Annotated in this window: 20 protein-coding genes; 8 read left to right on the top strand and 12 right to left on the bottom strand. The window is 41.7% G+C overall.

The window, feature by feature from the left end; genetic code table 11:
* Positions 1 to 8: 8 nt before the first annotated feature.
* Positions 9 to 911, top strand: coding sequence for a glycerophosphodiester phosphodiesterase family protein (locus tag DW862_RS18545; RefSeq protein ID WP_008019709.1), 903 nt, complete (start codon positions 9 to 11; stop codon positions 909 to 911).
* 175 nt (positions 912 to 1,086) lie between these two features.
* On the top strand, positions 1,087 to 5,067 hold the full coding sequence (locus tag DW862_RS18540) for a two-component regulator propeller domain-containing protein (RefSeq protein WP_165861947.1): 3,981 nt from the start codon (positions 1,087 to 1,089) through the stop codon (positions 5,065 to 5,067).
* Between the two features lie 208 nt (positions 5,068 to 5,275).
* Here DW862_RS18540 and DW862_RS18535 read toward each other — a convergent pair whose 3' ends face one another.
* Complete coding sequence (locus DW862_RS18535; protein WP_120069836.1) at positions 5,276 to 5,686, bottom strand: DUF1016 N-terminal domain-containing protein; 411 nt, start codon at positions 5,684 to 5,686, stop codon at positions 5,276 to 5,278.
* Positions 5,687 to 5,765: 79 nt separating this feature from the next.
* On the opposite strand from DW862_RS18535, the gene DW862_RS18530 reads away from it, so the two are divergent.
* Positions 5,766 to 5,954 (top strand): hypothetical protein, encoded by a 189-nt coding sequence (locus DW862_RS18530; protein ID WP_008019711.1) that lies wholly within the window; start codon positions 5,766 to 5,768, stop codon positions 5,952 to 5,954.
* 88 nt (positions 5,955 to 6,042) lie between these two features.
* Here the strand turns inward: DW862_RS18530 and DW862_RS18525 are convergent, their stop codons facing one another.
* Genes DW862_RS18525 through DW862_RS18515 form a run of 3 tightly spaced genes read right to left on the bottom strand, consistent with a single transcriptional unit; the run spans position 6,043 to position 9,650 of the window.
* Positions 6,043 to 7,230, bottom strand: a complete 1,188-nt coding sequence (locus DW862_RS18525) for a porin (protein ID WP_008645721.1) — start codon at positions 7,228 to 7,230, stop codon at positions 6,043 to 6,045.
* A 15-nt stretch (positions 7,231 to 7,245) separates the two neighbouring features.
* Complete coding sequence (gene ansB, locus DW862_RS18520; protein ID WP_008023076.1) at positions 7,246 to 8,304, bottom strand: L-asparaginase 2; 1,059 nt, start codon at positions 8,302 to 8,304, stop codon at positions 7,246 to 7,248.
* A 35-nt stretch (positions 8,305 to 8,339) separates the two neighbouring features.
* Positions 8,340 to 9,650 (bottom strand): anaerobic C4-dicarboxylate transporter family protein, encoded by a 1,311-nt coding sequence (locus tag DW862_RS18515; protein ID WP_004313440.1) that lies wholly within the window; start codon positions 9,648 to 9,650, stop codon positions 8,340 to 8,342.
* Between the two features lie 177 nt (positions 9,651 to 9,827).
* On the opposite strand from DW862_RS18515, the gene DW862_RS18510 reads away from it, so the two are divergent.
* Positions 9,828 to 11,261 carry an aspartate ammonia-lyase gene (locus DW862_RS18510; RefSeq protein WP_120069832.1) on the top strand — a complete coding sequence of 478 codons (1,434 nt, stop codon included), beginning with the start codon at positions 9,828 to 9,830 and terminating at the stop codon, positions 11,259 to 11,261.
* Positions 11,262 to 11,886: 625 nt separating this feature from the next.
* Here the strand turns inward: DW862_RS18510 and arsB are convergent.
* From arsB to DW862_RS18475, 7 genes are all read right to left on the bottom strand, one after another.
* Positions 11,887 to 12,927 carry an ACR3 family arsenite efflux transporter gene (arsB, locus tag DW862_RS18505; RefSeq protein WP_117809659.1) on the bottom strand — a complete coding sequence of 347 codons (1,041 nt, stop codon included), beginning with the start codon at positions 12,925 to 12,927 and terminating at the stop codon, positions 11,887 to 11,889.
* Positions 12,928 to 12,940: 13 nt separating this feature from the next.
* Positions 12,941 to 14,656 carry an arsenical pump-driving ATPase gene (gene arsA / locus DW862_RS18500; protein ID WP_120069828.1) on the bottom strand — a complete coding sequence of 572 codons (1,716 nt, stop codon included), beginning with the start codon at positions 14,654 to 14,656 and terminating at the stop codon, positions 12,941 to 12,943.
* 4 nt (positions 14,657 to 14,660) lie between these two features.
* Entirely contained in the window at positions 14,661 to 14,993 is a 333-nt protein-coding gene (arsD, locus tag DW862_RS18495; RefSeq protein ID WP_008023063.1) for an arsenite efflux transporter metallochaperone ArsD, read from the bottom strand.
* A gap of 18 nt (positions 14,994 to 15,011) precedes the next feature.
* Entirely contained in the window at positions 15,012 to 15,719 is a 708-nt protein-coding gene (locus DW862_RS18490; protein ID WP_118407970.1) for an aromatic aminobenezylarsenical efflux permease ArsG family transporter, read from the bottom strand.
* Between the two features lie 7 nt (positions 15,720 to 15,726).
* The gene (locus DW862_RS18485; RefSeq protein WP_117809661.1) at positions 15,727 to 16,155 is read right to left on the bottom strand and encodes a nitrophenyl compound nitroreductase subunit ArsF family protein; all 429 of its coding nucleotides are present in this window, start codon (positions 16,153 to 16,155) and stop codon (positions 15,727 to 15,729) included.
* A gap of 18 nt (positions 16,156 to 16,173) precedes the next feature.
* Positions 16,174 to 16,407, bottom strand: a complete 234-nt coding sequence (locus DW862_RS18480; protein WP_008023059.1) for a thioredoxin family protein — start codon at positions 16,405 to 16,407, stop codon at positions 16,174 to 16,176.
* Between the two features lie 66 nt (positions 16,408 to 16,473).
* On the bottom strand, positions 16,474 to 16,782 hold the full coding sequence (locus DW862_RS18475) for a helix-turn-helix transcriptional regulator (protein ID WP_008023058.1): 309 nt from the start codon (positions 16,780 to 16,782) through the stop codon (positions 16,474 to 16,476).
* A gap of 1,013 nt (positions 16,783 to 17,795) precedes the next feature.
* On the opposite strand from DW862_RS18475, the gene DW862_RS18470 reads away from it, so the two are divergent.
* Both DW862_RS18470 and DW862_RS18465 read left to right on the top strand, forming a co-directional pair.
* Complete coding sequence (locus DW862_RS18470; protein ID WP_074707624.1) at positions 17,796 to 18,227, top strand: hypothetical protein; 432 nt, start codon at positions 17,796 to 17,798, stop codon at positions 18,225 to 18,227.
* 260 nt (positions 18,228 to 18,487) lie between these two features.
* Complete coding sequence (locus DW862_RS18465) at positions 18,488 to 19,063, top strand: porin family protein (RefSeq protein ID WP_004313444.1); 576 nt, start codon at positions 18,488 to 18,490, stop codon at positions 19,061 to 19,063.
* 8 nt (positions 19,064 to 19,071) lie between these two features.
* Here the strand turns inward: DW862_RS18465 and DW862_RS26000 are convergent, their stop codons facing one another.
* Positions 19,072 to 19,224 carry a hypothetical protein gene (locus tag DW862_RS26000; protein WP_153882643.1) on the bottom strand — a complete coding sequence of 51 codons (153 nt, stop codon included), beginning with the start codon at positions 19,222 to 19,224 and terminating at the stop codon, positions 19,072 to 19,074.
* Positions 19,225 to 19,257: 33 nt separating this feature from the next.
* Between DW862_RS26000 and priA the strand changes: the two genes are divergently transcribed.
* Positions 19,258 to 21,714: a primosomal protein N' gene (gene priA, locus DW862_RS18460; protein ID WP_087318395.1), complete on the top strand. Its 2,457-nt coding sequence runs from the start codon at positions 19,258 to 19,260 to the stop codon at positions 21,712 to 21,714.
* 51 nt (positions 21,715 to 21,765) lie between these two features.
* Complete coding sequence (locus DW862_RS18455) at positions 21,766 to 23,562, top strand: DUF4091 domain-containing protein (RefSeq protein WP_120069825.1); 1,797 nt, start codon at positions 21,766 to 21,768, stop codon at positions 23,560 to 23,562.
* Positions 23,563 to 23,764: the final 202 nt, after the last annotated feature.

Below are 23,764 nucleotides of genomic sequence, written 5' to 3'. Positions count from 1 at the left end.
GAATGACAATGAAAAACTACAAACTGATATGGTTAGGGATATTCTGTTGTTTGCAACCTCTTATATTGTTTGCGCAACGGGGAGAAATGATCCGTAAGGCATTTTTAGATCCGAAGTCCGATCAGGTGTTAGTCGTGGCACACCGGGGGAACTGGCGGAGTGCACCGGAAAATTCCGTAGCGGCAATTGATAGTGCCATACAAATGGGAGTGGATATTGTGGAGATTGATATTCACAAGACTAAAGACGGACAATTAATATTGATGCACGATGACCGTGTAGACCGGACAACCAATGGTAAAGGATTGATTAAGGATTATACATTGGCAGAAATCAAGAAGTTGAAACTGAAAGATAAGGATGGAAATCTGACAGAACATATTGTTCCAACATTGGAAGAGGCATTGTTGGCAGGCAAAGGTCAGATTATGTTTAACTTGGATAAGGCGTATTCTGTGTTTGACGAGGTATACGCTGTGCTCGAGAAAACCGGAACTGCCAGTTTGGTGATAATGAAAGGAGGCCAGCCGGTGGAAACTGTCAAAAGTGAGTTTGGAGATTATCTGGATAAAGTGATTTACATACCGGTGATAGGACTTGACGGAAAGGATGGCGAAAAGAAGGTCAGGGACTATATGACACAGCTGCATCCTGCTGCCTTCGAATTGGTTTATTCGGATTCTTCCAGTCCTTTGCCTCGAAAAGTGAAATCGATTATTCTGGGAAAGAGTCGGATTTGGTACAATACGTTGTGGGCTTCTCTTGCGGGAGGACATGAAGACGATCAGGCTTTAAAAGATCCGGATGGAAACTATGGATATCTGATTGAAGAGCTAGGGGCACGGATTCTCCAGACTGATCGTCCGGGATTCATGCTGGATTATTTGAGAAAAAAGGGATTGCATGATTAATCGTCTGAAGACAATGAGGTAAATGTATTGTTTGGCACACAGATAACGTCGATGAGATCAATAGACGTTATCTGTGTTGTTTTTATCTATTCTCCAAGTGAAAATAATTTTGAGATTTGGCTTGGGTTACTAAAATAGCTATATTTGACTCGCTGAATCGACATGGGTATATAATATGAAAAAAGCAATAATAGCATTTATCAGTCTTATTATTTTTTGTATTGAGCCATTAATGGCATCTGCAGAGTTTTCTTTTAAGAAATATCAAGTAGAAAACGGATTGTCTCATAACACAACTTGGTGTGCAATTCAAGATAGTTATGGCTTTTTATGGATAGGTACGAGTAATGGGTTGAACTGCTATTATGGTAGCGGAAATAAAATTTATCGGAATGTTCTAAATGACAAATATTCTTTAGGGAACAACTTTGTCGGTTCTTTGATGGAAGAGGGTGAAGACCTTTGGATAGGAACAAGTTCCGGGCTATACATTTATGATCGCTCTGACGATCATTTCTTGTATTTTGATAAGACAACTAAATATGGAGTATTCATTAGTTGCGAAGTCAAGAAAATCGTAAAAACTAAAAATGGTTTGATTTGGATAGCTACTTTGGGACAAGGCATCTTTATTTATGATCCGGTAAAAGACGTTCTGACTCAAAATAGTATCCGGACTTTTTTTGCCTGGGATATTTGCCAAGGTACGGATTCTCTTGTCTATGTCTCTTCTATGCAGGAGGGATTATTGTGCTTTGATGAACAAGGAACTTTTCTGCAAAGTTATCCGGTTTCATTCGAATTGAATATTGGCAATCAGAGGATTAACTGTCTCCATAGTATTGATCATGAAATTTGGTGCGGTGTGGGGACGAATTCGTTAGGGTGCTATCAGGAAGGAAGTCAGGAATTAAAAATATATAATACGTCTGCAGAGAGTTTCAGTTCTATTCTTTGTCTGATGGACTATAACGGGAAAGAAATGCTGGTTGGTACAGACAATGGCATTTATTTATTTGACCGTGAGCGTAAGACATTTCGTAGGGGAGACTCTCCGTTTGGTTTATGGGCTTTGAGCGATCCGACTGTACACGCGATGATGCGGGATAATGAAGGTACACTTTGGGTAATGACTAATTCCGGTGGAATAAATTACATGTCTAAACAGTCGAAGCGTTTTTCTACTTATTCTCTGTCTTTGACGGGGATGGAAAAAGCAGATAAGGAGATAGGACCTTTCTGTGAAGATCGGGAGAAGAATGTTTGGGTGGGAACCCGGAATGGATTGTGGTTTTTCAATTCACAAACTCATTCTTTTCATGAGTATTTTTTGAAGAAATCAAATATAAAATACGATATACGTAGTTTGTTGTTGGAGGGCGATAATCTTTGGGTAGGAACTTATGCTGAAGGATTGCATGTGTTAAATCTGAAGACAGGGAATATTAAAAGTTATACTTATTCCCGTGATATTCCGAATACACTTTGCAGTAATGATGTATTAAGCCTTTTTAAAGATCGTAAAGGAGAAATCTTTGTCGGAACAAGCTGGGGATTATGTCGTTATAATCCACAATCGGATAATTTTATAACTGTGATAAATGTCGGTGCTATGGCTTCTGTAACTGACATCTATGAGGATATGTACAATAATCTTTGGATTGCGACTTCAAATCGCGGCGTTTTCTGTTATAATACAGTTGGTGAAGAGTGGAAACATTTTGAACATATCCGGGAGGACCTGACTACTATTACGAGTAACTCCGTGATAACATTATTTGAAGATAGGAAAGGTACGATGTGGTTTGGGACCAATGGTGGAGGATTATGCTCTTTTTCCAAAGAAACAGAAACTTTTGTTGATTTTGATCCGGAAAATATATGGTTACCGGATAAGGTTATTTATTCGATAGAGCAGGATCTGGCCGGCAACTTTTGGATTTCCTGTAATTCCGGGTTATATCAGTTTAATCCTGCAGATAAGAATAAGAACTGTCTTTTTACTATAAATGACGGTTTGCAGGGGAATCAGTTCACAGCGCAATCTTCATTAGCTTCATCGACTGGAAAGATGTATTTTGGAGGAGTGAACGGATTTAATGTTTTTGAACCGAAAGAATTTACAGATAACACCTATCTTCCTCCTGTTTATGTTATAAATATCAGTTTCCCTAATTTGAATAATGAGCGGGAAGTGAGGCGGTTGCTCCGGTTGGATAAGCCTTTTTATACTGTTGATAAAATAAAATTACCTTATGAGAATAACAGTTTTACAATTCGTTTTGCGATACTTAGCTATGAAGATCCTCTTAGAAATCGTTATGCGTATATCTTGAACGGAGTAGATAAGGAATGGATTAACAACTCTTCTAATAATACAGCTTCCTATACCAACCTTCCTCCGGGAGAATATGAGTTTTTGGTTCGTGGTTCAAATAATGACCATTATTGGACTGAAAAGGCAATTTCTTTATGGATTGTGGTTACTCCTCCCTGGTGGCGGACTACTATTGCTTATGTGGTATATGCATTGTTGTTACTTGCTGCTATCGTATTTCTTGGTTGGCGTTGGAATTTGTATGTCAGGCGTAAGTATAAACGTCGGATGGAGGAGTATCAGACTACCAAAGAAAAAGAAATGTATAAATCGAAAATCAATTTCTTTATTAATTGGGTACATGAAATACGAACTCCGCTAAGTTTGATTCGTTTGCCGTTGGAGAAATTGAGAGAAGAGGAAATCAAAGGGAAAGAGAATAAGTATATTTCTGTAATAGAAAAGAATGTAGATTATCTATTGGGAATCATCAATCAGTTACTTGATTTTCAGAAGTTGGAAAGTAGTGCTTTGCAGTTGAATTTGAAGAAATGCAATGTTAATGCATTGGTCAGTGATATTTTTAATCAATTCTGCGGTTCTGCGGAGTTGAGAGGACTGACATTACATCTTTGTTTGCCTCATGAAGAGATTAACATGATGATTGATTCGGAAAAGATGAGTAAGATTCTGGTAAATTTGATAGGGAATGCGATGAAATATGCGAAATCCAGAATTGAATTGAAGGTATTATCAGTAGATGACGAGGTGAGGATAGAGGTCACTGATGATGGTCCCGGTATTCCGGAGGACCAACGCGATAAAATATTTCAAGCTTTTTATCAATTGCCTGATGATCCTGTGGCATCATCTAAGGGTACTGGGATTGGTTTGGCATTTGCAAGGTCTTTGGCAGAAGCCCATCATGGAAGTTTGTTTCTGGAAAATAGTTCCGAGGGCGGTGCTTCATTTGTATTATCTTTACCATTGGGAACTGTAGAAACAGAAGATGTATCTGATGAATTGACTGAAACGGATGCTGTAGATGTTGGAGAAGAGGTGACTTCTGTTTCTGAATTTGCTAATAGGAGATTCACTGTTTTATTGGTGGAGGATAATCTTGAATTGTTAAATCTAACTCGGGAAGCTTTAAGTACTTGGTTTAGGGTGATACGTGCCGGTAATGGAAAAGAAGCATTGGAAATACTCACACGCCAGAGTGTGGATGTTATTGTCAGTGATGTTATGATGCCTGAAATGGATGGACTTGAACTTTGTAATCATGTAAAATCCGATATGGCTTATTCTCATATTCCTGTTATTTTGCTGACTGCAAAAACGACATTGGAATCTAAAGTGGAAGGACTTGAAAGTGGTGCTGATGTATATCTTGAGAAACCGTTTTCTGTTAAGCAGCTCTATAAACAGATCGAGAATTTATTAAAACTGCGATTGGCGTTTCATAAACAGATGACGGACATCACAATTGGTTCATCTTCTTCACTTTCGGATTTTGCTATTTCTCAAAAAGATGTAGAATTTATAGACAAGATCAATGCAATTTTATCGGAGCAGGTTATTAATGAAAATTATTCAATTGATATATTGGCAGATCAAATGAATATGAGTCATTCTAATCTTTACCGGAAGATGAAAGGTTTGTTTGGTATGCCTCCTAATAACTATGTGAAGAACTTCCGCTTAAACAAAGCAGCTGAATTAATTGCAAATGGTGTTCGCATAGCTGAGGCAGCAGAACGGTTAGGCTTTGCTTCTTCTTCCCATTTTGCAAAATGTTTTAAAGAGAAGTTCGGAATGTTGCCAAAAGATTATAAATAACAAGTCTTTTCATGATGGGAAAAATGATGGGAGGGTAGATGAAGTTTAAAAATGCAAGAAGTATACCGTAGTAATATTTTTTATCCATTCGTTTTATATTCTTGACTCCGGGAAAATCGTAATTGCACATAAACCAGTCACTTTTGCCCCTCGAATTTGCAGCGTTTTTGAATCTCCCGCATCTAAACTAACGTGAGTTCGATATAATTTAGAACATTACAAATTGTCCATAGTTCTTTGTATATATTATAGAACAATGATTACTAAAAAGCGTTAAAGGATTCTTTATGATGTCATCTGGTTTATTGTTCGTTTGCCCCTCTTGTGCTAAACGCAAGACTGAATCTTTGTCTTTGCTGAGAGCCAAACGCTCATACAGGCTTGAATTATATTGCCGCTGCAATTGACGTACACTCCAATTTTGTTTCTGAGACTCAATTTCGTAAAATCTGCGTTCTTCATCAGATTCAATGTGCATTAATATCAAATAGTGAGACCATGAAAGCGTAAACGGATATTCCCTAGTTGATTTTATGGGGCTTTCGGTGAGTTTTTGAATTTGGTCAACGCTGTTGTTCCAATCTCTTTTGTCGAGTATGTTGAGAAAAATTTGCGACATCTTTTCAATGTTTTGTGTATTGGGTCAAAAAGAAGTTGTATATTTGTTCATCAATATCTAGTCTCAATATAGGTAATCTATGGAATTCATCACATCAACACATTTGAAGCAATGGGCTGACACAAAAGAATGTCAGTCTCTCTTGCCAGAATTGATGAGACGGCTTATCTGTGCTTCCGTGAAGCAGTTGAATAGACTGTCTTTCCCCAGTGGGGATGCTGTGCATATGTCTGAATGGGCCGGAGCAGATACCTGGGTTCTGATTTAAAAAGACCGAACATATAAGAATACCCGATAACTGTTGTAAGAAGCTATCGGGTATTTTTTTATTGTCAGCCCGGTTTCTTGCTTTAGAATTAGAATACAGGCATCTGCCAGATAAATCCTACAGAAATACGGTTAGTACTATAATTCTCCTGTCCCAGCACCTTGGCGCGGGAAGTGAAATCATACGAACGTCCCACGTAGGTAACAAAGAAGTGCAGATTGGTTTCCATCGGGTAATATTCGATACCGCCCAGATATCCCCAGGAAGTACGATAATTTCCCTTCTCTATTCCCTCGGACGCCTTGCCTACGGAAGCCGTCTCGTACATACCCTTCACAAAAACATTCCATTTCGGAAGAAAGCGGTAATTACATTTGGCAACAACCGAAAGATAGTTAGCATCAAAAGCGTTATGCCCGCCCGGACGGCCTACGATACTGGTAATAATACCTTTGCGGTCAATGTCCTCTTTTGAATACATGAAATCGACAAAAGCATTCCATTTGCCGAGATTCAATTCGTTACCTAAAGCATAATAATACATATTGTGACTTTTGGCCTCGTTCATGACAGAAGCCGACCAACGGGTCTTGAAGACATTGTTGAAATTACCGTTCCAGTTCAAGGTGTAAACCAGCGGCATTTTGCCGGATTTCAGATCGGGAAGATTTCCTTCGGCATCTTCCGTGATTCCGTAAGTGCTGTCGAACGAACTGTTGCGGCTGTTCAGTATTTGCAGGTTAAGTTGCTGTTCGGGAGTAATGTTATAGCCTACATTCAGTCCGGTCATAAAGTTACTCATATAGTCGATCATATCGCTGTACTGATAGATGTCGATTGGGTTGAGGTCGAACTCGATACCACCGTATGCGGCACATTGCTTTCCTGCGAAGAGGCTGAACTGGTCATTCAGTTTGATACCGATTCCGGCATAGTCGATGGAAGTAGGCAGATTGTCAATCATGCCGTTTGCATCGTTCGAGCGGTTGAGGCGCTGGCGATAGCGGTAAGAAAGCCAGTTGTTGATATTTCCTTTGGCTTCGATACGGAGCTGGTGCATGTTGAAGTCACCTTCCTGAAAACCATTTTGGAAATGAGCGTCAAAGCTTCCTTGCATATTCAGATAAAGATTGAACTTATCTGTCTTCTTTTTCACGTCTGTCAGTTCTTCAAACAGGGGAGTGTTCGGGTTGAATTTATCCTTCTTCTCCGTTTTTTGAGCATATACTCCCTGTATGCTGCCCGCGAGGAGCAACATAAATATCCATTTTTTCATAAGTAGGTCAGGCTTTTAGTATTCGTTAAAATATTGCTGAATTTGTTTCCAGTCAGTTGTTTTGGTTAGTGCAAGCATTAACAAAACGCGTGATTTCTGCGGATTCAGTTCCTGTGAAGCCACAAACTGATATTTGGCGTCGTCTACCTCTGCATCCAGTGTGGTAGGACCTGTCGGGACACGGGAAGAACGAACCACAAGGATTCCTTTTTGGCGGGCGTCTGTCAGTACCGGGAAGATATTCTGATGGATATTTCCATTTCCTACTCCTGCATGGATAATGCCTTTGTAGCCGTTGTTGAGCATCGGAGTTACCATATCTGCTTCAATGTTCGAATAGCTGTATACGATACCTACTTTAGGCAGTGCGTTCAGATGAGTAACATCGAAAACGGATTGGGTGGTATGTTTTTTTAGCGTCACCTGATTATAGAATACTTTTCCGTTTAACACATACCCCAGCGCGCCGGAGTTGGGAGCTTGGAAAGTTTGCACGTCGACCGTGTTCATTTTAACCGTACTCTGTGCTCCAAGGATCAGTCCGTTCATGGCAACCAGTACTCCTTTGTCTTTGGATTCCTTTGCGGCGGCGGTAACTACGGCGTTATAAAGATTCAACGGGCCGTCGGCACTTAGAGCCGTAGACGGACGCATGGCACCTACCAGTACCACCGGTTTGTCACTTTTAACGGTCAGGTTCAGGAAATAGGCCGTTTCTTCCATTGTATCGGTTCCGTGAGTAATCACGATGCCGTCGATGTCCGGGCGTTTCAATAGTTCGTTTATTTTCTTGGCAAGCGTCAGCCAAACCTGGTCGTTCATGTCCTGCGAACCGATTTTGACAATCTGTTCTCCGGTCACGTTGGCGATGTCCTTAATTTCGGGCACAGCGTCGAGCAGTGCACCGATGGCAACTTGTCCTGCTGTGTAGCTGGTTCCGGTAGCTGAACTTCCTGTGCCTGCAATCGTTCCTCCGGTGGCAAGGATATGAATGTTCGGTTTTGCGGCAAATGCCATTGTTACAGAAAATAGTAGTGTGACTACTACCAGTCCAAAGCTTTTGAATTGTTTCATAACTGAATGATGTTTAGGTTAATAATATATGTATATTAAAATATTTGTATAAAGAGCAGTCCCAGGGCAATGGCAACAATCGTCGATACCAAGCCGGGCATCATGAACGAATGATTCAACACATACTTGCCGATTTTCGTTGTCCCGGTACGGTCGAAATTAATGGCAGCCACTACGGTAGGGTAATTCGGAATAAAGAAATATCCGTTCACTGCCGGAAACAAGGCGATCAGCATATAAGGCGAAATCCCCAACGCAATGCCCAGAGGCACAAGTGCCCGAACTGTGGCAGCCTGGCTGTATAGTAGAATAGACATCACAAACAGCGCGACACCAAACAGCCACGGCATTTGTTGCACGATCCCTTCAATAGAAAGAGTCAGCTGTCCCATATTTCCCTGAAGGAAGGTATCTCCCATCCAGGCAATACCGAAGATGGCAATCACCGCCTGCATGCCTGCCGGAAATACGGAACCTTGCGTTGCTTTGATTCCGTCAGTCTTGGTTACTAACAGGATGATGGCAGCAGCCGATAACATCACGATTTCGATGATGGAAGACATTCCTAATGTAACTATTTCCCCGTCGATCAGGAAACTGGGGCGCATTCCTTCAAAAGAACCGAAGAGTACGATAAACGCAGTTGCCAATATAAAGATAAGGACGGAAATCATAGCGGAACGTTTGTTCTTCACATCTTTAATCTCTATCTTTTTATTGTTGAACAGTCCTTCTTTCAGACGTTTCTGATATTCGGGGTCTTCCACCAGCTCTTTACCGACTTTCATAGAGAATAAAGCACCGACCAACACGCCGACAATGGTAGCGGGAATCGTAATTTTGAGAATGTCGAACAGGGTAATATCGAATCCGGCTAAGAGTCCGAGAAGTGCTACGGTAGCCGCGGAAATCGGACTGGCTGTAATGGCCTGTTGGGAAGCAATGACAGCAATACCTAGCGGACGTTCCGGACGGATTTTTGTTTCGGTGGCAACCTCCGCGATGACCGGCAACACAGAATAGGCGACGTGTCCCGTTCCGGCTACAAAAGTAAACAGGTAAGTCACCAGCGGACTAAGCAAGGTGACGTGTGAAGGATTCTTACGAAGCAAATGTTCTGCCAGTTTCACCATATAGTCCAGTCCGCCGGCCGCTTGCATACAGGAAGCAGCCGAAATCACTGCGGCAATCATTAACATTACGTCGATAGGAGGCGCGGTGGGTTGTAAACCAAAAACGAACGTAAGTATAGCCAATCCAACTCCTCCCATCACGCCGAGGCCGATACCTCCCAGGCGTGCGCCAATAATAATAGCTGTCAGAACAAATGCTAATTGTAATATCATAAGATGCTGTTTTAAGTTCCCAACAAAGATAAGTGATTTCTCTCTTTGTATTTTCTTTTTCTTGTATTAACAACAAAAAAGTCTTTGAATAGTTTTTGCATATTTATTAAAACAATAACTAAACTCATTGGTTATTATAAGAACTAACGAAACTGTTATTATTATAAAACAACCGATATGGAACAAAATTTATCAAAAAAAACTCGTACGGAGAGTGACCTGATAGGTAGTCGTGAAGTGCCGGAAAGTGCACTGTACGGAGTACAGACGCTCCGCGGTATCGAAAACTTTCGCATCAGTAAGTTTCATTTAAATGAGTACCCTTTGTTTATCCAGGCATTGGCTATCACAAAGATGGGAGCCGCCGTTGCCAACCGCGAACTGGACTTATTAACCGAAGAACAAACGGATGCTATCTTGAGAGCTTGTAAAGAAATACTTGAAGGAAAGCATCACGAACAGTTCCCCGTAGATATGATTCAGGGAGGAGCGGGTACTACCACGAACATGAATATCAATGAAGTGATTGCCAACCGGGCATTGGAATTGATGGGGCATCAGCGCGGAGAGTATCAATACTGTTCGCCTAACGATCATGTCAACCGCTCGCAATCTACCAACGATGCTTATCCCACCGCTATCCACATTGGACTCTATTACACTCATCTGAAATTGGTTAAGCATTTCGAAGTGTTGATAGAGGCTTTCCGGAAGAAAGGAAGTGAGTTTGCGCATGTCATCAAAATGGGACGTACCCAACTGGAAGATGCCGTACCGATGACTCTCGGACAGACCTTCAACGGGTTTGCGAGTATTCTTGAACATGAAGTGAAGAATCTTGATTTTGCCGCGCAAGACTTTCTGACAGTCAACATGGGAGCCACGGCCATCGGAACCGGAATCACCGCCGAACCGGAATATGCGGAAAAGTGTATTGCCGCTTTGCGCAAGATTACGGGACTGGATATAAAGCTTGCCGATGATTTGGTAGGAGCCACTTCGGATACTTCCTGCATGGTAGGTTATTCGGGAGCGATGAGGCGTATAGCTGTCAAAATGAATAAGATATGCAATGACTTGCGATTGCTGGCTTCCGGTCCGCGTTGCGGATTGGGCGAAATCAATCTGCCGGCTATGCAACCGGGTTCATCCATCATGCCGGGAAAAGTGAACCCGGTGATTCCTGAAGTGATGAACCAGGTGGCTTATAAGGTGATAGGAAATGATCTTTGTGTGGCCATGAGTGGCGAAGCCGCTCAAATGGAGCTGAATGCGATGGAGCCGGTGATGGCGCAATGTTGTTTCGAGTCTGCCGACTTGTTGATGAATGGCTTCGATACCTTGCGTACGTTATGTATCGACGGCATAACAGCCAATGAAGAAAAATGCCGGAGAGATGTGCACAACAGCATTGGCGTAGTGACAGCCCTGAATCCGGTGATTGGTTATAAAAATTCTACCAAGATAGCTAAAGAAGCATTGGAAACAGGAAAGGGAGTGTATGAACTTGTTTTGGAACATAATATCCTTTCCAAGAAAGATTTGGATACCATTCTGGAACCTGAAAATATGATAAAACCAGTCAAACTGGATATTCATCCCAACCGTTGATAGATAGTAAGTGGGAATCGATTCAATAGGGAAATCGCCGGGCAGATCATTGATCTGTTCCGGCGATTTTGATTAAATATGAACGGGACATACAGCGGTTTTCTTCTCTTGTGTCATAAAAAAGAGTTAGTGTATAGCGGGCTGTAAAAGAAAAGCTGTACTTTTATGCTGATATAGATTATTGTGCCATTCAAATGGTGGCGAGTAGAAAATGAGTATAAATGTAATTATATCATTTGGTAGATTGGGAACGAGTGGAAAAGGAATGAAATATCTTCTCCTATAAAGTTTAAAAAACATCAAAGTATCTGCCACCTGCAACAAAACGCTTGTAATGTATTAGTAAATAGGCAGTTGGAGCGTTGCAGATACCTGTTGCAGATACGTTGCAGATAAAGTATCTGCAACGTATAATATAACTAAAGAAAAGTCCTTGATTTCTTTATGCAAAGCTATGGGAAGTTCTAGTTATCCTTACGGGAGAGTTATAATAACTCTATATGGAAACTTCAGTTTCCTGCCTTAGGTACTCTCGTTTCCTGCCTTAGATACTGTCGTTTCCCGCCTTGGGAACTGGCGTTTCTTGCCTTGGAAACTGTAGTTTCCCGCCTCGGAACTGTAGTTTCTAGTTCTTTGCTTTAAATTTGCGGCGCATCTTTAACGCATATCTTACTAATAGTATCAATACGGGTACTTCTACCAGTGGCCCGATTACCGCGGCGAAAGCCTCTCCCGAACTGATACCGAAAACGGCAATAGCCACAGCAATAGCCAATTCAAAATTATTTCCGGTAGCCGTAAATGATACGGATGCGGCTTTTGGGTAATCCGTTCCCATTTTTCGGGTAATAAAAAAGGAAACAAAAAACATGATTCCAAAGTACAACACCAACGGTACTGCTATTATCATCACATCATACGGCAATTTTATGATATATTCTCCCTTGTAAGAGAACATTATCACGATTGTAAACAGCAAGGCCAACAATGTAACCGGGCTGATTTTAGGGATAAATTTCTGGTAATACCAATCCATGCCTTTATTCTTAACCAAGACTAAACGTGTCAGAAATCCAAGAACAAACGGTATTCCTAAATAAATGCCTACACTTTTCGCAATCTCGGACATCGTGATTTGTTGAACGGCGTCGGTTGTTTCCATTCCCACCCATTCAGGGAACACAGATAAGAAGAAATAAGCATATACAGAAAAGAAAAGGACCTGAAAGATGCTGTTAAAAGCGACCAGTCCGGCCGTATATTCGTTGCTTCCTCCTGCAAGTTCGCTCCAAACCAGTACCATGGCGATACATCGTGCAAGACCTATCATAATCAATCCGTACATATATTCGGGGTAATTATGCAGGAAGATGATTGAGAGAACGAACATCAGTATCGGCCCTACCAACCAATTCAACAGAAGTGATACGGTCAGGATTTTTTTATCTTTGAATACGTTGCCTAATTCTTCATATTTCACCTTTGCCAAAGGTGGATACATCATCAGGATAAGCCCTATTGCCAAGGGTATATTCGTCGTTCCGACTTCAAAATGACTCCAAAAATCTACGATGCCGGGATATAGGTAACCCAATCCTACACCGATAAACATTGCTAAGAAAATCCATACCGTCAAATAACGGTCTAAAAAAGCAAGTTGTTTCATAATCACTCTCTTTTTATTTTGCTCTCCATGCGATTAACGCGGTATTACTGTCTGATAATTTCTTTACTCTGTCGATCCATGGCAACTCACTTTGTGCTTTGGCCTTTAAAAATGGGTTTTGGGTATCAACCAGAGATAAACAGGAGTTTATCACCCACCATTTGTTCTTGATGCCTGCCCGTTGTAAATCTTGCAATAAACGTTCCGCCTCAAAAACAGGGGTTGTTTCCGGAAGTGTTACGATGACAACCTCCGTTTCTTTGGGATTGCGCAAACGTGGCAACAGGTTTGCCACTGCTCCCTTGATTTCTCCCTGCGTCCGTTCTACCTCCTTGTGATAACTTTGCGTTGCATCCAACAATAACAAAGTATGTCCGGTTGGTGCTGTGTCTATTACTACAATTTCCGTATCAGCCTTTTCCACTATATCGGCAAATGCCTTGAATACAGCTATTTCCTGTGTGCAAGGGGAACGCAGGTCTTCCTCAATATATTCCATATCTTCGGCCGTCATTTGGTTTTCCCTGGCTTTTGCCCTTACCTCGTTTTTATAAGCCTCCAGAACCTCCGCTTCGTCAATTTTACTAACGTCGATCCCTGCTTTTATTACAAGTTCATAATTCAAGTGATTGGCCGGGTCTGTTGTTGTCAAATGCACTTTTGCGCCAAGTGCTTTTAGCTTTAGGGCGATATTGGTTGCAACAGTCGTTTTTCCTACGCCCCCTTTTCCCATTGTAAAAATAACCCGTTTGCCGGAAGAAAAAAGGTCATTTACCAAATCATCCAGATTCTTTTCACCCTGCAAAGGCTTGTAATCACCTCCCGAAATAAGGTTATCGCTCGATAACATTTTCCGGATATTTTCTATAGTTGATAAATTGTAGGAACGTAATGGAACGCTATATGCCGGATAATCTTTCAACTCCTCCGGAATGTTCTGTAAAGCCGAAGTTTGTTTTTCGCTTAATAACTTGGAAACCTTGTCATTATCATCGGCTTGTTGTAACACCCCGTTTATGACAAGTACCTGGTTTTTTATGCCAAGCAAATTCAACTCGTGAGAAGAGCGTGCAGCCTCCTTTAATGGAGCAAGATCCGGCCGGGCAACTAGTATCAGGCTGGTTGCTTTTTCATCGGACAAGGTATTTACAGCCTGTTTATAAATACCTTTTTTTTCTTCCAGTCCCGACAGCTGGCCTAAACAGGATGCACCATGTGTACTTTCACTGATAAACGTACTCCAAGCGGACGGTAATTGTAACATTCTTAGGGTGTGTCCTGTTGGCGCTGTATCAAAAATGATATAATCGTATTCTTTTTCTTTGGTTTTATCGGTGATAAAATCCGAAAACTCATTGAACGCTGCAATCTCCACCGTGCAAGATCCGGATAGTTGTTCTTCCATATTCCGGATCACACTTTCCGGCAATTTCCCACGATAAGGAGAGATTACGCTTTCCCGGTATTCTGCGGCTGCTTTTTCCGGATCAAGATTTACGACCGTCAGGCCGGGCACTTCGGAGATATTCGTACCATGCCCGTTCAGTTCCTGCCCAAATACATCTTGCAAATTAGAGGCTGGATCTGTACTTATCAATAATATCTTTTTGCTAAGATCCGCAAGACCTACGGCCGTAGCGCAAGCGATAGAAGTTTTTCCTACACCGCCTTTACCTGTAAAAAACAAATACTTTGTTAACTGTATGTCTGATAAATTGAAATTCTTCATAATCTCATTGGTTGATAATTGGAATAATGTCTAACTGAATGCCTGTCCACTCGCTCAACTGCTTATTGGTCGGATAACCTTTTGTTACCACGATTTCCCCCTCTACTATGGTGATTGGCAAGCCTTCCGCACCCTCTTTCATCAAATAATCATTAACCGTTTTATTGCTGACATAAAGCTGCGGCTCGTCCCGTAAATTATGACGCTCGACAACGATCCCCTGTCTTTTGAGGGTTTCCAGTACGGCTGCAATCCTCATAAGGTCAGGATTGATATTCGGGCCACACAATCCGGTAGGACAACACATTGCCGGATCAAAAATCTCGATTCTTTTCATATTCTGTTTTTATTTAATTTATAAGTAATTGATATATGCGTAATAAATGCCGACTGCGATAAACAAAACAGCGACCACTCTGTTAAACCATTTCTGAAATACCTGTATGCGGTTGTAGAATTTGCCTATCCCGGCAACGCTATACGCCAAAATCCAAGCTACCAGAATAACGGGCAGGCCGGTGGCTACCGCATAGACAATAGGCAAAAGGTAGCCTCCCGGTTCTGCTGCCGACATCGGTATAAGCATCCCGAAGTAAAACAGTCCGCTGGTAGGGCAAAATGCCAGAGCGAAAAGCACTCCAAGCAAAAGGCTGCCTAAATTGCCTTTCAGTTTTTCCGCCTTTCCTGTTCCCGAAAATCCGAACTTAGGTAAATTCAAATGATCTCCGAAAAGCATGAATACCCCTACAAATATCAAGACCGGAGCGATTAGTATCTCACCATATTTACTTATACCTTTTTGCAAGGAAAACATGCTTGATCCCTCTTTCAATATAGAAATCAGGATGATCCCTAAAACCGTATAAGCCACAACACGCCCCAAGGTATAAAGCAATCCTCCTAAAAAAATCTTGTTCCGGTTGCCTATATCCTTACTGATAAAGCCTATCGCAGTTATATTGGTAGCTAAAGGGCAAGGACTTATGGCTGTAAGCAAACCGAGCAGGAAAGCGGTTATTACCGGGATATTGCTATTATCCAGAAGATTTTGAAGAAAATCCATATAATAGTTATTTTAGCAGTTCATTTATTTTGTTCTTTATACCTTCTTTGAATATATCCGGTGCCCCCTTTGCGTTGGCAAAAGAAAATTCAGTCATGTTATTAACAGTTTCTTTTCCTCCCTTCCAGCCGTTTATATACAAAGACGACCATGTCACCTCATATTTATCCGTAATCGCTTCATTTTGCGGATCTGAAATATCTATAACCTTATACACAACTGCCCCTTTATCGATTTGATTTCTGAAAGTGGCTTCCAACACTTCATTCGTCAGTTGCTCAATCGCACGGCAGGTAACACACCGTTGTTTTCCATGAAAGTAGATTACTTCTACACGATCTCCTTGTGCGGAAACCTCTTGTTTATTTTCTGTTTTTGGCTTCCCGCTACAAGAAAACAGGAGTAAGCTGATAGCAATCAAAAATAAATGTTTCATAGGTACAGTGTTTCTAAGTTATTGTTTCAATAGTTCTTTTACTTCGGCTAAGGATAATTTTCTTCCGGCGGAAACGATCTTTTCGTCAATCACTAATGCCGGCAAACTAAGGATATTATACTCCATAATCTTTAAAATATCTTCCTCTTTAACTAACGTAGCATCTAAATTTAGATCTCTTACAGCCTGTTCTACTGTTACGTACAGAGCTTTACAATTTGCGCAGCCTGTACCCAAAACTTTAATTTCCATATTTTCTATTTTATATATTAAACGTAATTCGCAAAACAACGAACAATAAGTCTAAAAAAGGGGCTGCTATTCACAGCAAGCACCTTTTTTAGAAGCGCAATCGCAAAAGAATTGGGCGAACAACTGTCTGGCTATTTCCCAGTTTTCACGGTTTATGCAATATTTCACTTTGGGCGTTTCTATTTCACCCTGTATCAGTCCAGCGTCTTTTAATTCTTTTAGATGCTGGGAAACGGTTGCTTTAGCGATTGGCAACTCATCGTGGATGTCCCCAAAATAACAGCTTTCTTGCCTTGCAAGAAAATTAAGTATTGCTATTCTGGTGGGATGCCCCAACGCTTTAGCAAAACGAGCAATCTGTTCCTGCTGTTCCATACATTAGTTTCTCTTTTATTTAATGTTCGCAAATATACGAACAATGCTATAAAAAGCAAATCCTATATTCGTGTTTTAACGAACATTCACTGCTTAAATGGTAGAAAGATGATGGTAGCTTGGTTATAAGTTTATCTATAATGCTTTTATTGTCACTACTAATATAGGTGTTATTATACTGTTTCCCATGCATTAATACCTGATTTTCGAACTATTAATATATGATTTTTAGGGAGTTAATACTTGATGCTATAGCTGTTAATACTTTTGGTAATAGTAGATAATGTACTGTATGTCAGAAGATAATGGTCCTGTCTTGGTGTGAGGCATGGTGAGAGTAAAAGTTACTCTCATCTTACTATCATACTTACTCTCATACCTGTAACTCCGATGAATAAAGGCTTTTTCAAACGATTGATGAGAGTATGAGAGTAAAATTGCTTATTTATTTTTATTGGTGACGGATTTCAGTAATCAGAAATAAGAAACAGGATTATATTTTATCAAATTCATTTTAATACAGAACTTCCTATATTTATTTCCATATTTCTGCTACCTTTCAAAAAAAACATATATCTTTGTCATACGCTTTCAGCCCATCAGCGTGATGAAACAGGCAGGAAGCGGTTTTTATTTCCTATATGGAGTAAAAGCGTATTATCTCTCACTTTCAGAAATAGCTAATTCAAACAGAGGGAGATGATACGGTAGATACTCCACGTGAACGGATGTATATCAACATATTCGTAAAAGATGTGTTATATATAAACGATTGACGTGGGTGTCTGCTGTTATCATTGTTCTCTGGTCGGTTTAGCTAGCCTTGAAAGTGGATAATGGTACAGCAGCATCTGCGTCTTTCTTGTATTCGGCCGGTTATCAATTACCCCACAATTTAACCTAGCCAATCTCCATCCGGCGGACTGCAAAAAGAGTGGATGCTCGTTGTGCTAATATACATGAATAAAACATTATTCATCCCTTATTGTATCACACATAAAAGAACAAACGCTATGGCACAATGGATTAGTATAGAAGAAGCGGCTGCAAAGTACGGATTCGAGACAGAATATATCTGGGTCTTGATAGAGATAAGAGAAATCATCGTGGACTACCAAAGAGCCGACATCGACATCATCGACGATGAAAGTATTCAGGATTTTATCAACCGGAATAAAAAGGGGATTACATTGATGTATATCGAAAAGTTGGAACGATATTGCATGGATAAATCTCAAGTTTGTTCAATATACGCATCACTTTTAGGCAAACAAGATAAGGAAATCACCATATATAAAGGAGCTAAATTTTTGTATGATGCACTGCAGAGCAAATGGTTGAAGCAATGTGACCGGGTGCGGCATTTAGAAAAAGAACTTGCATTGGAGCAGACCACTTGCCGTACGTGTTGGCTGAAAAGGTTATGTATGATAATTAGGAAGTAAATTTGATTAACTATCATTTTTCCAATATTTATAGATGATAAATAGGATGAAAATTGAACTAATAAGAACTTCTTATTAGTCTGTGAGTGTTAGATGAAACTGATGCTCTATTGTAAGTTCAATCTTCAAAAGAGCAAATATAAAGGTATGGGCGTCGGATTAAGTGAACAACAGCGACTTTGAGCGAACAAAAAACCGATAAATTGTGTTTATTTATTCTAATTATATATCTTTGTCCCGAATTATAAACACGTAAATTTATGAAAAAGATTTTTGGTGCTTTAATGATTGCCGTATGTATCGGTATGGCGATGCCTGCCCAGGCGCAAATACACTTTGGTGTAAAAGGAGGTTTGAACTTGTCGAAGGCGAGTTTCTCTAATGTAGGCGATAACTTTAAGAAGGATAATTTTACCGGTTTCTTTATTGGTCCGATGGCCGAGTTTAATATTCCAATCGTAGGGTTGGGAGTAGATGCTGCCTTGCTTTTTGCTCAAAGAGGTATAAAGGTTTCTGAAGGAAACGAGGATTTGACTATCAAGCAAAACGGTATTGATATTCCTGTAAACCTGAAATATACAATCGGTTTGGGAAGTATGGCCGGTATTTATCTTGCTGCAGGTCCTGATTTTTATTTCGATTTTGAAAAGAAATCGGGAATTGATAAGAAGAAAGCGCAAGTAGGTATTAATGTGGGTGCCGGTTTGAAGTTGCTGAACCATCTGCAGGTAGGTGCTAACTACAATATCCCATTGGGCGACACTGCGGATATTGAAGGAACAGACGCTTCTTATAAGACTAAGACTTGGCAGGTATCTGTTGCCTATATTTTTTAAATAGTCTGTCATTTTACATCGTATATAAAAAAGAGTTTCCGGTGAACGGGAACTCTTTTTTTGTTCGGGGGCTGCCCTGTTGCAGTCTCGAAACTGTTTCTGCCCAATCCTGCCTTAAGAAGCGTTTTTCTTTTGAGTGTTCTCTCTTCCTTCTTTTTCATTCCCCATTTTTTTATTGTATTTTTGTACCTGCAATGAAAAAATATGTAGATGTCATATTACCGCTTCCGCTTCCGAAGAGTTTCACTTACTCTTTGCCGGACGAATGTGCGGAAGATGTGAAGATAGGTTGCCGTGTGGTAGTTCCTTTCGGGCGAAAGAAGTTTTATACGGCTATCGTCCTTAACGTTCATTATTGTGCTCCAACGGAGTACGAAGTGAAAGATATATCTGCATTGCTGGATGCTTCTCCCATTTTACTACCCGTTCAGTTCAAATTTTGGGAATGGATAGCCGATTACTATCTCTGTACACAGGGAGATGTGTATAAAGCGGCACTTCCTTCCGGCCTGAAGCTGGAGAGTGAAACGATTGTTGAATATAATCCCGATTTTGAGGCGGATGCGCCATTGCCGGAACGGGAACAACGCATTTTGGATTTACTTGCCGTAGATGCGCAGCAGTCCGTCACTAAACTGGAGAAAGACAGCGGCATAAAAAATATTCTTACCGCCATCAAGTCCCTGCTCGATAAAGAAGCCATTTTTGTAAAGGAAGAATTGAAACGCACTTATAAGCCTAAGACAGAGGCACGGGTGCGGCTTGCGGGTACGGCAGATGAAAAGCAACTCCATATTCTGTTTGATATTCTGTCTCGTGCTCCGAAGCAACTGGCGTTGCTCATGAAGTATGTAGAGTATTCAGGTATTTTAGGAACCGGAACTCCGAAAGAAGTCTCCAAGAAAGAATTGTTGCAACGGGCTAATGTGGCTCCTTCGGTACTGAACGGGCTGGTGGATAAGAAGATTTTCGAAATCTACTATCACGAAATCGGACGGTTGAATAAACAGGAGAAAGAGGTAGTCGAGCTGAACGCTTTGAACGAGTTTCAGCAACGGGCACATGATGAAATCGTTCAGTCTTTCCAGGAGAAAAACGTGTGTCTGCTTCATGGAGTAACGTCCAGTGGGAAGACGGAAGTGTATATCCATCTGATCGAAGAAACGATTCGTCAGGGAAAGCAAGTCTTATATTTGTTGCCGGAGATTGCCTTGACTACTCAAATTACAGAGCGTCTGCAACGGGTTTTCGGTGCTCGCCTGGGGATCTACCATTCTAAATTCCCCGATGCCGAACGGGTTGAAATATGGCGGAAACAACTGGGAGAGAACGGGTACGATATTATCCTGGGTGTTCGCTCTTCCGTGTTTCTTCCTTTCCGGAATCTGGGACTGGTGATTGTGGACGAAGAGCACGAAAATACGTATAAGCAACAAGATCCTGCTCCCCGCTATCATGCCCGTAGCGCAGCGATTGTGCTGGCTGCCATGTACGGAGCTAAAACCCTGTTGGGAACGGCTACTCCTTCCATCGAGTCGTGGCAGAATGCAGGGGAGGGGAAATATGGTTTTGTACAACTAAAAGAACGATATAAAGAAATTCAATTGCCGGAGATTATTCCGGTGGATATAAAGGAATTGCATCGCAAAAAGAGGATGGTGGGACAATTCTCACCGCTCTTGATACAATACATGAAAGAGGCTTTGGAACAGGAAGAGCAAGTGATTCTCTTTCAGAACCGTCGCGGGTTTGCTCCGATGGTGGAGTGTCGTACCTGCGGTTGGGTGCCTAAGTGTAAGAATTGCGATGTAAGCCTTACCTATCATAAAGGAATCAATCAGCTAACCTGTCATTATTGCGGTTATACCTACCAACTGCCGAAATCCTGTCCTGCCTGCGAAGGTACGGAACTGGTGAACCGTGGCTTTGGTACGGAAAAGATTGAAGATGACATTAAAATCCTTTTTCCCGAAGCGGCAGTGGCACGAATGGACTTGGATACCACACGCACCCGCTCTGCTTATGAAAAGATTATTGCGGATTTCGAACAGGGAAAGACGGATATATTGATCGGTACGCAAATGGTTTCAAAAGGATTGGATTTCGATCATGTCAGTATTGTAGGTATACTGAATGCCGATACGATGCTGAATTATCCGGATTTCCGTTCCTATGAACGGGCTTTCCAGTTGATGGCGCAAGTAGCGGGACGTGCCGGACGTAAGAACAAACGGGGTAGGGTGGTGCTGCAAACCAAGAGCATCGAGCATCCTATCATTCATCAGGTCATTGCCAATGATTATGAAGACATGGTAGGCGGGCAGTTGGCGGAACGGCAGATGTTCCATTATCCTCCTTATTACCGGTTGGTATATGTTTATCTGAAAAATCATAATGAAGCGTTGCTGGATCAGATGGCGACAGTGATGGCGGATAAGCTGCGGGCGGTATTTGGCAATCGGGTGTTGGGGCCGGATAAACCTCCTGTTGCCCGTATCCAAACGTTGTTTATTAAAAAGATTGTCGTAAAGATTGAGCAGAACGCTCCGATGGGACGTGCCCGGGAGTTGCTGTTGCGCATCCAACGGGAGATGTTGGAAGATGAACGCTATAAATCTTTGATTGTCTACTATGATGTAGACCCTATGTGATTGAATATTTTTCCCCCTAATAAAAAACTTTAATCATTTAATTAACTAACCATGAAACGACTTACTATTTTTTCCCTGACTTGTCTCTTTAGCGTAGGCGCAGTTTTTGCCCAGCAAGGAGTCACTCAATGTGGTGTTCCGACAGGACAACCGAAGTTCCCTTTACTGACTTATCAGGAATTGCCCGACCCTGCTGCGCCGTCTGATAAAGAATGGGCGGCAGTGACAACAACACAAGTGTCTTGGGGTACAACAGACGTCCGGTACGCAAAACACGGGCTTCCCCGGTTGAAGAACCAGCAAACGGTTGCTTTGAAAGGCTGGCGTGGTGAACGTGTGAACGCGCAAGCGGTTGTATGGACAGGTGTAGAACTGAAAGACCTGAATTTCAGCTTTGGTGATTTCAAAGACAAGAAAGGAAACGTTCTTCCTCAAGATGCATTCACCGGCGGTTTTGTTCGTTATGCGATGACGGACGAATTGAACAAAGACGGCAGAGGTGCCTGCGGACACCGGAAAGCGGTGGATTATGATTCATTATTGGTGGCCGACCCTATTGATACCAGTCTGAAAGCAATGGCTTTGCCTGCCCGCACAGTTCAACCTGTCTGGGTGCAATGTTGGATTCCTCAATCGGCTGTTCCCGGAACGTATAAAGGAGAGTTGCTAATCAACGACGGCTCTCGTCTGTTGCAACGCCTGAATCTGGAAATTACGGTTTCTTCCCGCGAACTTCCGGCGCCTTCGGAGTGGGCTTACCACTTGGATTTGTGGCAAAGTCCCTATGCAGTGGCACGTTATTATCAGGTTCCTTTGTGGAGTCAGGAGCATTTAGACGCGATGCGTCCTTTGATGAAAATGCTGGCAGACGCCGGACAAAAGATTATCACGGCTACTTTGATGCACAAACCCTGGAACGGTCAGACGGAAGATTATTTTGATACAATGGTTACTTGGATGAAACGGGCGGACGGCACATGGGCTTTTGACTATACCATTTTCGACCGTTGGGTAGAATTTATGATGAGTGTGGGCATTGACAAACAGATCAACTGTTATTCAATGGTTCCCTGGGAGTTGTCATTCCAGTATTACGACCAGGCAACCAACTCGCTGAAATTTGTGAAAACAGCACCGGGCGAGGAGGCTTACGAAGAAATGTGGGTAGCAATGCTTTCGTCTTTCTCCAAGCATCTGAAAGAAAAAGGATGGTTCGATATCTGTGCTATTGCAATGGATGAACGTCCGATGGAAGTGATGCAGAAGACCTTGAAGGTGATTCGTAAAGCAGATCCGGATTTCAAAGTTTCGTTGGCAGGAAATTACCATGCGGAGATTGAGCCCGATTTGTATGATTACTGCATTGTAATCGGACAGAACTTCCCCGAAGAAGTACGCCTCCGCCGTGTGGCAGAAAACAAGCGTACCAACTATTACACCTGCTGTACGGAAGCCCATCCCAATACATTTACTTTCTCCGATCCTGCAGAAGCTGTCTGGATAAGTTATTATTCTTCTAAGAAACACCTGGACGGTTATTTGCGTTGGGCATACAACAGCTGGCCATTGGAACCGCTGCTCGATTCCCGTTTCCGCAGTTGGGCAGGGGGAGATACGTATCTTGTATATCCGGGAGCCCGTAGCTGTATCCGTTTCGAACGCTTGATTGAAGGAATTCAGGCGCACGAGAAGATAAATATCCTCCGTCAGGAATTTGAGAAAAAGGGAAATAAAGCCGGATTAAAGAAAATAGAGAAAATGCTTGCTCCGTTCAACTTGGGTAGTATGCCGGAAACCCCGGCTGCAGTAACCGTGAACCGGGCAAATCAAATATTGAACTCATTGTAAATGATTGTTCGTTAAATGGGAATTTAGGGGCGTAGCGCCCCAACAAGGTTTCCATTCGGCATGTTATCGTTTTAGACATACCCTAAAGGGTGGAACTGTATCTCTTTCAGGGAATACCGAATGGAAACCTTGCTCCGGCGCTACGCCGGTAAATGGGAATTTATCGGTTAAATGAGAATTTATCGGTTAGGCTGAAAGCCTT

This window comes from Bacteroides sp. AM37-9, from assembly GCF_003603455.1.
Classification (GTDB): domain Bacteria; phylum Bacteroidota; class Bacteroidia; order Bacteroidales; family Bacteroidaceae; genus Bacteroides; species Bacteroides xylanisolvens.
The sequence above is the reverse complement of the archived record's forward strand: the minus strand, read 5'-3'. Positions and strand labels throughout refer to the sequence as shown.

Bases quoted from the DNA above. Each gene is read 5' to 3' on its own strand.
- DW862_RS18545 (WP_008019709.1), top strand. From the start codon at position 9: ATGAAAAACTACAAACTGATATGGTTAGGGATATTCTGTTGTTTGCAA.
- DW862_RS18540 (WP_165861947.1), top strand. From the start codon at position 1,087: ATGAAAAAAGCAATAATAGCATTTATCAGTCTTATTATTTTTTGTATT.
- DW862_RS18535 (WP_120069836.1), bottom strand. From the start codon at position 5,686: ATGTCGCAAATTTTTCTCAACATACTCGACAAAAGAGATTGGAACAAC.
- DW862_RS18530 (WP_008019711.1), top strand. From the start codon at position 5,766: ATGGAATTCATCACATCAACACATTTGAAGCAATGGGCTGACACAAAA.
- DW862_RS18525 (WP_008645721.1), bottom strand. From the start codon at position 7,230: ATGAAAAAATGGATATTTATGTTGCTCCTCGCGGGCAGCATACAGGGA.
- ansB (WP_008023076.1), bottom strand. From the start codon at position 8,304: ATGAAACAATTCAAAAGCTTTGGACTGGTAGTAGTCACACTACTATTT.
- DW862_RS18515 (WP_004313440.1), bottom strand. From the start codon at position 9,650: ATGATATTACAATTAGCATTTGTTCTGACAGCTATTATTATTGGCGCA.
- DW862_RS18510 (WP_120069832.1), top strand. From the start codon at position 9,828: ATGGAACAAAATTTATCAAAAAAAACTCGTACGGAGAGTGACCTGATA.
- arsB (WP_117809659.1), bottom strand. From the start codon at position 12,927: ATGAAACAACTTGCTTTTTTAGACCGTTATTTGACGGTATGGATTTTC.
- arsA (WP_120069828.1), bottom strand. From the start codon at position 14,656: ATGAAGAATTTCAATTTATCAGACATACAGTTAACAAAGTATTTGTTT.
- arsD (WP_008023063.1), bottom strand. From the start codon at position 14,993: ATGAAAAGAATCGAGATTTTTGATCCGGCAATGTGTTGTCCTACCGGA.
- DW862_RS18490 (WP_118407970.1), bottom strand. From the start codon at position 15,719: ATGGATTTTCTTCAAAATCTTCTGGATAATAGCAATATCCCGGTAATA.
- DW862_RS18485 (WP_117809661.1), bottom strand. From the start codon at position 16,155: ATGAAACATTTATTTTTGATTGCTATCAGCTTACTCCTGTTTTCTTGT.
- DW862_RS18480 (WP_008023059.1), bottom strand. From the start codon at position 16,407: ATGGAAATTAAAGTTTTGGGTACAGGCTGCGCAAATTGTAAAGCTCTG.
- DW862_RS18475 (WP_008023058.1), bottom strand. From the start codon at position 16,782: ATGGAACAGCAGGAACAGATTGCTCGTTTTGCTAAAGCGTTGGGGCAT.
- DW862_RS18470 (WP_074707624.1), top strand. From the start codon at position 17,796: ATGGCACAATGGATTAGTATAGAAGAAGCGGCTGCAAAGTACGGATTC.
- DW862_RS18465 (WP_004313444.1), top strand. From the start codon at position 18,488: ATGAAAAAGATTTTTGGTGCTTTAATGATTGCCGTATGTATCGGTATG.
- DW862_RS26000 (WP_153882643.1), bottom strand. From the start codon at position 19,224: ATGAAAAAGAAGGAAGAGAGAACACTCAAAAGAAAAACGCTTCTTAAG.
- priA (WP_087318395.1), top strand. From the start codon at position 19,258: ATGAAAAAATATGTAGATGTCATATTACCGCTTCCGCTTCCGAAGAGT.
- DW862_RS18455 (WP_120069825.1), top strand. From the start codon at position 21,766: ATGAAACGACTTACTATTTTTTCCCTGACTTGTCTCTTTAGCGTAGGC.